The 13,331-nt window shown below is 47.9% G+C and carries 9 protein-coding genes; 4 read left to right on the top strand and 5 right to left on the bottom strand.

The genetic code is table 11. The features are described 5' to 3' along the window. Window positions 1–9 precede the first annotated feature (9 nt). On the top strand, window positions 10–1,860 hold the full coding sequence (gene modB, locus H6F88_RS22005; RefSeq protein ID WP_190644877.1) for a molybdate ABC transporter permease subunit: 1,851 nt from the start codon (window positions 10–12) through the stop codon (window positions 1,858–1,860). Between the two features lie 174 nt (window positions 1,861–2,034). On the opposite strand, the gene H6F88_RS22010 is transcribed toward modB, so the two are convergent. Continuing rightward, window positions 2,035–2,937 (bottom strand): phosphodiester glycosidase family protein, encoded by a 903-nt coding sequence (locus H6F88_RS22010; protein WP_190644878.1) that lies wholly within the window; start codon window positions 2,935–2,937, stop codon window positions 2,035–2,037. A gap of 68 nt (window positions 2,938–3,005) precedes the next feature. Between H6F88_RS22010 and H6F88_RS22015 the strand changes: the two genes are divergently transcribed. Next, entirely contained in the window at window positions 3,006–3,845 is an 840-nt protein-coding gene (locus tag H6F88_RS22015) for a pentapeptide repeat-containing protein (protein WP_190644953.1), read from the top strand. A 17-nt stretch (window positions 3,846–3,862) separates the two neighbouring features. On the opposite strand, the gene H6F88_RS22020 is transcribed toward H6F88_RS22015, so the two are convergent. The 4 genes from H6F88_RS22020 to H6F88_RS22035 form a co-directional block, all read right to left on the bottom strand. Continuing rightward, window positions 3,863–5,305 carry a hypothetical protein gene (locus H6F88_RS22020; protein WP_190644879.1) on the bottom strand — a complete coding sequence of 481 codons (1,443 nt, stop codon included), beginning with the start codon at window positions 5,303–5,305 and terminating at the stop codon, window positions 3,863–3,865. A gap of 95 nt (window positions 5,306–5,400) precedes the next feature. Next, window positions 5,401–6,510, bottom strand: a complete 1,110-nt coding sequence (locus tag H6F88_RS22025) for an SPFH domain-containing protein (protein WP_190644880.1) — start codon at window positions 6,508–6,510, stop codon at window positions 5,401–5,403. Window positions 6,511–6,711: 201 nt separating this feature from the next. Further along, window positions 6,712–7,227 (bottom strand): peptidoglycan-binding protein, encoded by a 516-nt coding sequence (locus tag H6F88_RS22030; protein WP_190644881.1) that lies wholly within the window; start codon window positions 7,225–7,227, stop codon window positions 6,712–6,714. Window positions 7,228–7,318: 91 nt separating this feature from the next. Next, a complete protein-coding gene (locus H6F88_RS22035; RefSeq protein WP_190644882.1) occupies window positions 7,319–7,660 on the bottom strand; it encodes a cupin domain-containing protein in 342 nt (113 codons plus the stop codon). 395 nt (window positions 7,661–8,055) lie between these two features. Here H6F88_RS22035 and H6F88_RS22040 point away from each other — a divergent pair, with 395 nt between their 5' ends. After that, window positions 8,056–8,319: a helix-turn-helix transcriptional regulator gene (locus H6F88_RS22040; RefSeq protein WP_190644883.1), complete on the top strand. Its 264-nt coding sequence runs from the start codon at window positions 8,056–8,058 to the stop codon at window positions 8,317–8,319. 31 nt (window positions 8,320–8,350) lie between these two features. Next, window positions 8,351–13,315: a PAS domain S-box protein gene (locus H6F88_RS22045; RefSeq protein WP_190644954.1), complete on the top strand. Its 4,965-nt coding sequence runs from the start codon at window positions 8,351–8,353 to the stop codon at window positions 13,313–13,315. Window positions 13,316–13,331: the final 16 nt, after the last annotated feature.

Below are 13,331 nucleotides of genomic sequence, written 5' to 3' on the forward strand. Positions count from 1 at the left end.
AGTGCTAGCATGACTGCCGATCTCTCCCCCCTATGGATTTCTCTCAAAACCGCAGGGCTTGCAACGATCGCCACCTTCCTGACGGGAATTGCGGCTGCTTACTGGATGCTGGGCTACCGGGGTCGATGGAGGTCAGTCATTGAAGGCATTTTTGTTGCTCCGTTGATTTTGCCGCCAACGGTTGTAGGTTTTTTGCTATTGCTCTTGTTTGGCAGGAATGGGCCACTGGGTCAGGTCATGGCTCAGTTTGACTTTACGATTGTGTTTACCTGGTATGCCGCGGTGATCACGGCAACAGTTGTGGCATTCCCGCTGATGTACAAGACTGCATTGGGGGCATTTGAACAAGTTGATAGCAGTTTGCTCCAGGTTGCTGAAACGCTGGGTGCCTCAAAGGGACGCATTTTCTGGCGGATACTCCTGCCGCTTTCTGTTCCGGGTATTTTGGCCGGAACGACGTTGTCCTTTGCGCGGGCGCTAGGGGAATTTGGTGCAACGTTAATGCTCGCGGGAAATATTCCCGGTCAAACTCAAACGATTCCAATGGCAATTTTTTTTGCAGTGGAAGCGGGAGCCATGAATGAGGCGTGGCTGTGGGTACTGGTGATCATGACGATTTCCTTGTCGGGCATTGTCCTGGTGAACCTTTGGCAAACTCACTACGAGCGCAAGATTCAGAGGAATCCTTTGGGTGTGGTGGAAGCAAATGAACCTTTACCCGGTAGAGATAAAAGGACTGAAATTTCCCAGCTTATAACTCTGACTAAACCTCAGTCTCAGCTTGAGCAAGGCTTATCGGTTGATATTGAGAAACAGCTTGCAAACTTTAGTCTCAACACAGCGTTTACGGCTCAGCAGGAAACGTTAGGGCTGTTGGGTGGATCGGGTTCTGGTAAGAGCATGACACTGCGCTGCATTGCTGGAGTCGAAACGCCTACTAAAGGGCGAATTGTTTTGAATGGTCAAACTTTATTTGATTCAGATAAACGAATTAATCTGTCTAGCCATCGCCGCAAGGTCAGTTTGGTGTTTCAAAACTATGCTCTGTTTCCTCATATGACGGTTGCTCAAAACATTGCGTTTGGCTTGCAGCATTTGCCGAAAGCAATGCGATCGCAACAAGTAAATCAACAGCTTGCTTTGCTGCATCTACAGGGCTTGGGCAATCGCTATCCCCACCAACTTTCAGGTGGACAACAGCAACGAGTAGCCCTAGCCAGGGCACTGGCAACGGAACCGGAAGTATTGTTGTTAGATGAACCCTTTTCGGCGTTGGATACCTATCTTCGCAGTCAGGTCGAGCGTCAACTGGTTGAGACTTTATCTGCCTATAAAGGTGTCACTTTGTTTGTCACACACAACCTGGAGGAAGCCTATCGGGTATGTGAAAAACTGATGGTAATGTCAGGTGGAAAAGCGATCGCCTTTGACTCTAAACACCAGATCTTTGAACATCCCCGATCTCTACGTGTGGCTCAACTCACAGGATGCAAGAACTTTTCGCGTGCTGTTGCTGTTAGACCAAGTGCGATCGAGGCGATCGATTGGGGCGTTACCTTACAGGTTGTGGAGGCAATTCCCCAAAGTCTTACAGATGTAGGGATTCGCGCCCATCAAATTAGCCTTGTGCCCAGTTCTGCTCCCGGACAAAACAATACATTTCCCTGCTGGTTAGCTTCAACCAGTGAAACTCCTCATCGGATGACTCTTTTCCTTAAGTTGAATGGTGAGCCTCAAGGTTCACAGGACTATCACGTACAGGCAGAAATGTTCAAAGAAAAGTGGCAAGTCATTAAGGACTATCCATTTCCCTGGTACGTGCGGCTTGATCCCTTGCGACTCATTTTACTGATTGATTAAATTCAAATTTGTGTATCGACTCACACTCTTCATCCCATTAGTTTTACGTCAAACCCTAATTAAACCTGGTTTCCCTATATAGAGCAGAGATGCAAAGAGTAAAACCCGAGCTTAGTCTATTCCCTTAAGCAAGCAACTCTCTACCGCTAACACATTCCATCTCTAAAATTTTCTTCAAGGGATAGCGTAGATGCCTAGATTGTTGGCAACGGGACGTTGGCGCATTGGTACTTTAGTATGAATTGGTGCATTCAAAACGGTTGTACCTGAAGAGGTTGCAGCAACCAGTGTAGTTGAACCGCCACCATCTAGATTTAAGGCACTGTAGGCTCCTAATTCTAGAAGAATTTCGGTTAGTTCGGTCGTTGTAACCCCTTCACTATAGAGGGGCTGTTTGCCATCTACAACGATTAAAAATAACTGATTGCCTGCTCGATTAATTGCAGCCGCTACTCGTGGGTAAGGAATCCGGTTGTTGTATGAATCTAACTCTGTGTCCCTGCGATCGCCCTGCTCAATCAAAACATCACTTCCTGCGATCGCCTGAACGGTTCCTGAAGGACACTCTTGAGCAGCAATTCGTGCCTGATTATTGTCCGCAAAACATAGCACCGGCCAATCTGGATCAGCGGGAGAATAGAGGAGTCCGTTCGAGATGCCTTGCCCTAAAACATTGGTGCGATCGCCGCTGTGAGGATAATAATTCCAGGGTGTGTTCTCCTCAAAAGGATAGAAAAAGCTAGCGTTGACGGCTAGCTGTAAGTCAAACTCATCGACAAACTCTGAAGTAGTTTGAGCTTGGGTTTCTCGATTGTCTGAGGTAGGCATTCCCGGTGTTACAAATACTCGAATTCCCGGCGCAGTCAGATCAATGGTCGTAACGTGAATCACGACTGGACGAGGTAATGATTTAGCAATTCGTCGATACACGATGCCCTGAAAAAGAGTTCTTTGCTGATCGGTGCGAGGTGGACGCTGAAAATGGAGCTTACCGTAAAAAAGTAGAGGCATTGTCAGCAGCCCTGCTCCGATCACAACTAAAAATCGCTTAACATACACCTGGTATTGGTAGTTCATCAGCTTATAAAAAATTCCAGGGCTTGCATGAATAGGATAATTTACCCTGCCTCAAACTTGATTCAATTATGACAACTCCAGTTTCACTCAATTTTGCCAACCAGGACTTACGGAATTGTTCCTTTAAAGGAAAAAGTCTTAATGGTGCAAATTTTAGCAGTGCAGATATTCGGGGGTGTGATTTTAGTCATGCACTTTTGCGAGAGGCAAACTTCACTCAAGTTCGGGCTGGTCAACCTGTCAGTCGATTCATGCTTTTAGGTACAGTTGCTCTGTTCCTGGCTGGATTAGCAATTCACGCTTTTAGTCGTATGGTTTTTGGAGTTTTAGGACGTACAGCAGCAGAGCCAACCTGGACTTACGTTATTGCGCTACACGTTAGTTTAGGATTAGCAGGAGCAGGAGCCGCAGTTCTCAATCTAGAAGGACTCAAGCCAAGCGTTCAACGCTTATTGATGTTCATTTCTGGGTCTGCATCTGGAGCTTTGCTAGGCTTTTTTTATGGTGGAAGTATCGCTGACAAAAATCCTCAAGTTGCTACCGTCGCAGCAGCGATCGCCAGCTTAAGCGTCGCATTTCTCACGTTGAAGGTTAAACATCAAGCATTGGTTGTGGCGATCGCCACGGTTGGCAGCGTTGCAGCATACGGATTTGCATTTCTAGCAGCCGCAACCACCAGTGCATTTCTCAGCACACAGCACATTTTGATGGGTCTTATTTGGAGTGCTTTATCACTAGGCTATGTTGTCATTACCCTGTCTGCTTCAGTCGCCAGCCTAAAGGCTGCAAGGCGCGCTTTTAGAACCTCTTTTAAAAATGCGGATTTGACAAATGCCAATTTCATAGGAGCCAAGTTGCATAATGTTGACTTCTCTGGAGCAATTGGCACTCATTTCGCTAAGAAGTGAGTGTAAGCTTGTCTCCTTTATTTAACTAAACTCCGTGCTTGCTGTCTGGCATAATCCAGGTTTCGCTGATATTCTCCCACCTTTTGCTGAGCAGTGCTGTAGTTGAGATGAGTAGGAGGAACGGCTCTAAGTAGGGTGATCGCCCGCTCCCATTCTGCAGCAATTTGCTGCCAGTCTTGCCCAGTTTGTGCGGACTGAGCCAATAGAACTGCATTGCCAGCAGTGTTGATTGCCTGTCGGAATGCTTCATCAGCCTGTAGAGGCTGTGATAAGTTTGGAGCAGCAGGAGAGCCTGGAATAACGGGAGTATTTGAAGCCTTGGGATCGGGTGGAGGTAGATCAGGTGAAGGCTCTTCAAAAGAACCGATGACTGCCAAAATAATACCAACTAGTGTGAGTATCGACAGGACGGTAGCAGAGATTTTCCAAACGCTATAAGGGCGATCGCCTAACACTTCTCCAGTTTGGGCATTGACCATCACCTGATATTGCTTGTTTTTAAACCGATAAGCCGAAATCCATACGGGCAACAACAGATGCTTAAACGTGATAGCACTATAGTTGGTCGAAACAGAATGGATACGCTGCTCATCTCCGCCAATGTCATACCGAACATCAGAGCGAATTGGTTCTTCCATCTTGCCTTTAGCCAGTTCAAATCCCTGCTTTAAATTCACCTGATATTGCTGTGCCTTGAAGCCTGACAGATAAGATGCATCGTAGGGCGTCAGTTTAGATAAATCCCAAGGCTCTAAAGCTTCTAGTCGCTTTGTATTCACGGACTCACTGCCCGGAATCAAAATGTCGTCAAAGGAACGGTCAACTCGTCCAGAGTGTGATTGCCATCGAGTCCGCTGTACCTGACGTGTTTTGGTTTCTGACTTACCTTTTGAATTGGTCTCTGTATACGTCTCAGTTACATAATAGTGAGTGCCTCGCTCCCCGGTATAGTGACTTACCGTATAACAGTCATACGTCCAGAAGGGCAAATATACACCCTGAATACCTTCTTGCTGTGCCAGTTTTTTCAACCCGCTAGGAGCGAACCAGCGGCTGTTTATCCACTTTTGAATGCCTGCTCTAGCAACTTTTTGGCTAATGTTGAAGGGTAAAACCGCTTCTGGTGCCATTACCGGACTGGCAGAATGGGGCTGCGCCACAATGCTGGTATTGCAGAAAGGACACTGTCCTGCTACATTCGGTGGCTCAAATGTAATTTGAGCTTTGCAGCCTGGACAGTCTGCCTCCAGTGCAGTGTTAGACAGCGCTGCGAGTTGAGTGTGCTCGCTATTGAGATATGCATCGTAGGAGCGTTCCTCGACCTGTTCGGCACTTTGAGGAATTACCTCTTCTCGCCCACAATAGGGACATTTAAGCTGTCCAACTTGCGGGTCAAACTCTAGCGTGGAACCGCAGCCCGGACAAGGGAACTGCTTAATCAAAGGGTTAGCAATCGACATATCGCAGTCCTAAGGTCAGTTGTGAGATAAATGAGTTATGAGGATGCACTGCCGAGAATGTGCATCCTCATAACTCACTTGAGGTTGGCACACAATTAATTCACTGGTGGTGGTGGTAGTGTTCCCAATAAGGCTGAGAGTTCTGAAACTTCGGCGGCTCGTTTCCAGCCATCCATTCCAGCCCGCCACACATATACTTGAGCATTCAAACCGTTTTGTGGAAGTTGGCTAGCTGGGAAGGGCCCGAAGTTTTGACCGTCACGAGAGATGTGCCACTGTGGCTCAGTGGGCGGCGGTGGAGGAGTTGAAGCCGTGGGTTGAGCGGTTTGGGGCGAATTGGTTTGCATAGCATTGGTTTGCATAGCATTGGTCAACTGCTGACCCATCGCAATTCCTACGCCAAAATCTAGCGCCATGTTGCCGCCGGATGGGTTTCGGGCAGATTCTTCGATCGCATTTGCAGCTTGAAACTGAGCATACTGCTGCATGTTGCCCAAAATTCCCATTGAGGCACGTTTGTCTAACGCTTGCTCTACTTCAGGCGGCAACGAGACGTTCTCGATGAGCAGTTGGTTTAGCTCTAGTCCAAATCGCTGTACCTCAATCTGAATGCCACCTCGGATGGTTTCACCGAGTTCGCCATAACGGGCAGCAAAATCAAATAAAGGAATGCGAGAACTGCCAAACCAGGTGGCGAAAGCGGTCACAATCATGTTGCGAATTTGATTGCTGATTTCGTCTACCTGGAACAGTCCATCGGTGCTGACCAGTTGCTTTAAAAGTTCTTCGGGGTGTGCGACCCGAATGTTGTAGCTGCCAAAAGCTCGGAGCCGCACTGGACCTAGCTCTGGATCTCGAACAGTAATTGGGTTAGAAGTGCCCCACTTGAGGTTAGTAAAAATTTTTGTATTGAAGAAATAAACTTCTGCTTTAAAGGGTGAGTTGAAGCCATATGCCCAACCCTTGAGGGTACTGAGAATAGGCAAGTTTTGAGTGGTTAACTCGTACATGCCTGGCTCAAAGGTGTCTGCGACTTGACCTTCGTTGACAAATACTGCTTTTTGTCCTGGGCGGACGGTCAGCTTAGACCCCATTTTGATTTCATTGTTGTATCGCTGGAAGCGATAAACCATCGTGTCGTTGGTCTGATCCAACCATTCGATGATGTCAACAAATTCGCCTCTGATTTTATCGAAGATACCCAACTGCTGACCTCCAGGACTAACTGAGAGTAATTGTCTGTATAGACTAATGCAAGTTAACTACAAAGTACCCCGATCGAATTCCAAAATTGCTAATAATAATGTTTCAATCCTGTTTCAATAAAAAAGCAATAAAGGAAAAAGACTCCGCATTACGAAGCCTTTTTCCTTTATTGCCCTAATTTTCGGAATTGCTATATTTCTCTACCACCACTTACGTGGGTTGGTGAACCACAGCTTTTGCTGAGGTTCAGGTGGGCAGCTTTTTTCTCCTAATACTCCCCAAGTGGAAGCGTTGACGATACCACAAGCTTTAAGATGATGTTTTTGCTGGAAGGCAATGACGGCTTGTTGGGTCAGTTCGTCAAAGATGCCGTTTCGCTGTAGCTGATAACCGTGGACTTGCAGTAGTCCCTGTAGCTCTAATACATCTCTGCCTGTATCGCCTTGCTCAAGCGGGCGATCGCCTGGTTTCACCGTGGTCTTCAGGGAGAGCCAGGTTTTAGGTCCGACAACGCCATCGACAACTAACTTATTTCGCTTTTGGTAAAGCCTAACCGCTGTTTCGGTGACGCTGCCGAAGTCTCCGTCAACTCGCAAGGGAAAGCCGTGTGCCCGTAGCAGTTCTTGAACCTCAGCGACAGCAGAGCCCGCATCCCAAGGATATAGGACTGGTCCAGTAAAAGCAGTGGCAATGGGCTTATTGGGGTTAATACTCATCAAGGTATCCTCTGCCGCTTAACGCATCCTCTCTTAGAGTAGGTGTAGAGCGTTGTATATCTCAACACTCATGGCAGAAGTACCCAGTTATCTATTTTTCATCTCGCCCGTGGACCTGAGCTGGAGGGCAGGTTGCTTCAACAGCAGTGAAGGGCTCAAGAATTTTGTAGGTGTGGCTTGCTCCTTCAGGTACAGACCAGGAATCACCCGGTTCGAGTAGGACGGTTTGCCCTTCTAGGTGTAGCTCGGCTCGACCCTGAATCACGTAGCCGACTGTTTCATACTCACGTTGTGCTTCGGGCTTTGGCTCGCTTGCGGGTGCTTCTTCCCAGAGACGCATTGCAACTTTTTTACCCGATGCCAGGTATTTCTGACCCATTTCACCTTTTGGAGAATAGGTAGAATTGATTTTTGTGACGGTGGTATCAGCCATATCTATTAACCATGAGTTTTACGCTCACGAAGCGTGAGTTCTGCTTTCATCCTCCAAATTTGAATAATGTTTTACCTCCTTCTACGGAAGTAAGTCTGTCGGCGCTGCGATCACGCGTTTTTCGCCACTCTAGATCAGAGGTAGAACTTCACAATGCGCGCAGAATCTTAGATGTATCCGCCATGCGATTGCATAGTTTGGATTTGATTGGGAAGAATTTGCCTGTCCCAATAGCTCAAACTAGGCAAGATTGAGTTAATTAATTCGGCTTACTGATAGAGGGCGATCGCTTCTGAGGATAGAGACAAACGGTATGTCACTTGTCCTATTCTGACTTTGTACAAATTGCTGTAATGCCCGCAGCGGAAAGCAATGTCTTAATATCGTCGTTCACAATGCCACAGGAAATTGCTGATTTAGTTCGTGAGCTTCGACAGCAGCTTGGTCTTTCCCAGGAGAAGCTAGCTGCTAAGCTAGGTGTTTCGTTTCGTACTGTCAATCGATGGGAAAATGGGCACACGCTGCCTTCTGCTTTAGCCTTAAAGCAAGTTGAGGAATTGCTGCACCAGATGAGCCATTCATCTAAGGCGACAGTTCGTGACTGTGGCAAAAATCTGCTATCCCATTACTTTCAGGAGAGGAGTAGAGACGGTGACTGAGGACGGGGCGGCGATCGCTAAAAGCCTCTTCATGGGTGGTGGAGAGATGGGGGCACTGATGCGATCGCACGATTGGTCGCAAACATTGCTAGGTCCAGTCGAGAACTGGTCACAAGGGCTAAAAACCGCTGTGCGGATTATGCTGACCTCCCGCCAAGCCATGTTTGTTTGGTGGGGTGAAGACCTGATCAATCTCTACAACGATGCCTACAGAGACATCCTGGGTGGTAAGCACTCACAAGCACTTGGACAACCTGCCTCCGAGGTCTGGCACGAGATTTGGGATCAGGTCGGTCCACGGGCTGAATCGGCAATGATCAAGAATGAAGGCACCTATGACGAAGCGCTGCTGCTAATTATGGAGCGCAACGGCTACCCCGAGGAGACATATTACACGTTCTCCTATAGCCCCATCCCTGATGATCAGGGGCGTACAAGTGGCATCATTTGCGCCAACACAGACGATACTCGACGCATTATCGATGAGCGACAATTGCTGCTATTACGGGAACTGGCAGCCAAGACGGCAGATTCACGAACCTTTGATGGAGCTTGTACGCTTAGCGCAAACTGCTTGGGCACCAATCTCTATGATCTTCCCTTTGCGATGATTTATTTGGTTGGTCCAGATGACCAATGCGCTGTTTTAGCGGGAACCAGTGGGATTGAGCGAGGACATGCGCTAGCTCCCGAAACAGTTGCTTTGGATGAGGACTCGATTTGGCCTTTTGCAGCGGTGCTCGAATCTCATCAGGTTTTTTTAATCTCTGATTTAAATGCACGGTTTAACCATTTGCCGATGGGACCTTGGCCGCGATCGCCCCATCAAGCGGTAGCCGTGCCGATCGCCCCTTCTGGGCAGACGGGAAAAGCGGGTATTCTGGTTGCTGGTTTGAACCCATTCAGGCTGTTTGACGACAACTATCGGGGTTTTATTGATCTGGTTGCGGCTCAAATTGCTGCCAGCATTGCCAATGCCCAGGCATACGAGGAAGAACGTAAACGGACAGAAGCTCTGGCAGAGCTTGACCGGGTTAAGACGGCGTTTTTCAGCAACGTCAGCCATGAGTTTCGTACTCCACTCACGCTCATGCTTAATCCGCTGGAGGACGTTTTAGCCAACCCTTCCGGTCCTTTGCCGAGCGATCGCCAGCAACTAGAAGTCGCCTATCGCAACTCTCAACGTCTGCTGAAGTTGGTCAACACTTTGCTAGACTTTTCCCGAATTGAGGCAGGGCGAATTGAGGCAACGTATGAGCTGACCGATTTAGCAGCGCTGACCGCTGAATTGGCAGGCGTATTTCGCTCTGCAATTGAGGGAGCGGGAATCCGTTTGCGAGTAGACTGCCCACCCTTACCTGAACCGAGTTATGTCGATCGGGAAATGTGGGAAAAGATTGTGTTGAATCTGCTCTCCAATGCCTTTAAATTCACCTTTGAGGGAGAAATTGCGGTTGTTTTGCGCTTCTGTGATGACCATGTTGAGCTAGATATACAAGATACGGGTACTGGTATTCCTGCTAATGAGTTGCCTCGCATCTTTGAGCGGTTTCACCGGGTTCAGGGTGCAAGGGGACGGACTTATGAGGGGTCAGGGATTGGTCTGTCGCTGGTTCAAGAACTGGTACATTTACACGGTGGCTCAATTCAGGTGAGGAGTGTAGTTGATCAGGGAACTTGCTTCACTGTGTCGATTCCTACTGGATACACTCACTTGCCTGGCGATCGCCTTCGCCAGAGTGAAACTCAACCCATCAGTGGTATTCAAACCCCAACTTCAACGGCAAACGATACATCTCCTTACATTGAAGAAGCATTACGTTGGTCCTCAGAAAAAAGTGAGGAGGTAGGCGAGTTAGAGAGTAAGAGCTATTTCTCTACTCCTTTGCTCTTCAACTCTTTTTCCCCTTCACTCTCTGCCTCCCGAATTCTGCTGGTTGACGACAATGCCGATATGCGTGACTACATCAAGCGCCTGTTGAGCCAGCACTACAACGTAGAAGCGGTGTCAAATGGAGTTGCGGCGCTAGCAGCCATTCGTCAGCAAATCCCTGATTTAATTCTGACAGATGTAATGATGCCAGAACTGGATGGGTTTGGGTTGCTGCGTGAGTTGAGGGCTGATCCGCAGACCCAGGAGTTGCCTATCATTTTGCTTTCTGCCCGTGCTGGAGAAGAGTCTCGCATTGAAGGACTGGAAGCAGGAGCCGATGACTATCTGGTTAAACCCTTCTCCGCTCGGGAACTGTTGGCACGAGTAGAGGCAATGTTGAAACTATCTCAAGTGCGGCAGGAGACGATTCGGCAGGAGCGAGTCCAGCGGCAGGAAGTCGAGATAGCCAAGGCGCAGCTAGAGTCTGTTTTATCCAGTATTAACGATCAGTTTTTGGTTTTAGATCGGGAGTGGCGCTATGTCTACGTCAATAACCGAGTCGTGGAAACTGTTGGCATGTCAAGGGAAGCACTGCTAGGCAGAAGCATTTGGGAGGTGTTTCCAGAGACCGTGGGTAGTGAGTTTGAGACACAGGTGAGGCTGGCGATCGCAAACGAGACGGCGGTTCATTTCGAGTACTACTATTCTGATTGGGACCGCTGGTTTGAGAATCATGCGTATCCTTCTCTGGATGGGCTGACGATCTTTGTGACGGATATTAGCGATCGCAAACGAGCTGAAGCAGCACTACGAGAAAGTGAGGCACGCTTCCGTACTCTTGCTAGTCATGCCCCTGTGGGTATCTTTATGACTGACGTGAATGGAAATTGCGTGTATGTTAACGAAAGCTGGTGTAGCATGGCAGGCATGTCACCGGAGGCAGCTCAAGGAAAAGGCTGGATGACTGCTTTACATCCGGACGACCGAGAGCGAATCACTAACGCATGGTATGAATCTGCTCAAAATGCAGAGATCTTTGCGGCTGAGTATCGCTTTCAAACACCACAGGGCAATATTACTTGGCTGCAAGGGAGTGCAGCAGCCTTACAGCGTGATACTGGAGAGATTGTAGGCTATCTCGGTACGCTAACAAATATCAGCGATCGCAAACGAATTGAAGAAGCCCTACAGCAGCGCGAAACAGAACTTCGATTAGTCACGAATGCTGTTCCTGCTTTGATCTCATTTGTAGACTCAGAGCAACGCTTCCGCTTTAACAATCGAGGATATGAGGAATGGTTTGGATATTTGCCAACGGAGATCTATGGCAAGCACATTCGAGAGGTACTGGGTGAAGCTGTTTATGAAACCGTTCAGTCGTATGTCGAGCAGGTTTTAGCTGGACAGCAAATTACTTTTGAGAGCCAAATACCTCACCAGGATGGTAGTCTTCGTTATGTCAGCGCAACTTATGTTCCTCGATTTAATAGTGAGGGATCTGTTGAAGGTTTTGTGGCACTAATTAATGATGTTAGCGATCGCAAACAAGCTGAAGCCATCTTGCGTCAGAGCGAAGATCGTTTGCGTATGGCGATTGAGTCAGCGCAGCTAGGTACCTGGGATTGGAATCTTAACACTAATGAACTAACCTGGGATGCAGGCTGTAAAGCCATGTTTGGTTTGCCCCCGGAGGCAGAAAGCAGTATCGAAGTCTTTTATGAGGGGCTGCATCCTGATGATCGCGAACGATTGGAACAGGTGGTGCAATGGTCGCTCGATCCAGCTAACGATGGCATTTATGATGTGGAATACCGCACCATCGGTATTCAAGATGGGGTTGAACGTTGGGTCAAGGCAAAAGGGCAGGTCTATTTTGATCATGCTGCACATCCACAGCGCTTTGTCGGTACGTTGTTAGATATCACTGAGCAAAAACGAGTAGAAATAGAGCGAGAACGACTTTTAACCAGAGAGCAAGCTGCACGAGAACAGGCGGAGGCTGCAAATCGCATCAAAGATGAGTTTTTAGCAGTGGTATCTCATGAATTGCGATCGCCCCTCAACCCAATTTTAGGTTGGGCAAAACTCCTGCGAAGTGGTCAGTTAGATGAGCAAAAAACACAACATGCTCTAGAGGTGATTGAGCGAAATACTCAGATGCAGGCTCAATTGATTAATGATTTGCTGGATGTATCTCGAATTCTTCGAGGCAAACTCAGCCTAAACATTACCCCAGTTGATTTAGCCTCTACGATTGAATCTGCACTGGAAACAGTACGTCTAGCAGCGGAAGTCAAATCTATTCAAATCCATACTCTGCTTGACTCAGAAGCTAAACATGTTTCAGGCGATTCAGATCGATTACAGCAAGTCGTTTGGAACCTTCTATCAAATGCAGTGAAGTTCACAGCTCAAGGCGGACAGATCAAGGTAAGGCTAGAGCGTTACTCACCAAGCCATGCTCAAATCACCATTACTGATACTGGCAAAGGCATTGATCCCAGTTTTTTACCGCACGTGTTTGACCGTTTTCGACAAGAAGATGCTGCCACAACTCGACAATTTGGAGGACTGGGGCTAGGGCTAGCGCTTGTCCGCTACTTGGTGGAACTGCATGGCGGTACAGTCGAAGCAAATAGTCTTGGTGAGGGACAAGGAGCAACCTTTACAGTTCAATTGCCATTAACATCGCCTCAGTTGGCGGCAGTTCAAGAGATGGAACTGTCTAAGCCAGTGTTGGATTTGAATGATATCCGAGTGTTGGTAGTGGATGATGATGCTAGCACCCGTGAATTTATATCCTTTTTGTTAGAGCTACACCGAGCAAATGTGATAGCCACCTCGACTGCAAATGAAGCGATCGCCCTATTAACTCAGTTCAAGCCAGACATAATACTCAGCGATATTGGTATGCCTGAGGTTGATGGCTACATGCTGATGCAACAGGTAAGAGCTTTATCCCCAGAGCAGGGAGGTCAGACTCCGGCGATCGCACTCACTGCCTATGCAGGTGAAATCAACCATCAGCGGGCAATTACTGCCGGATTTCAAAAACATATTTCAAAGCCCGTAGAGCCAAATATGCTGATTGAGGCGATCATGAGTTTAGTGGAAGGGAGATAGAGATTTTTTGGATCAA

Origin of the sequence: Oculatella sp. FACHB-28 (assembly GCF_014696015.1) — a bacterium.
GTDB lineage: Bacteria > Cyanobacteriota > Cyanobacteriia > Elainellales > Elainellaceae > JAAUTN01.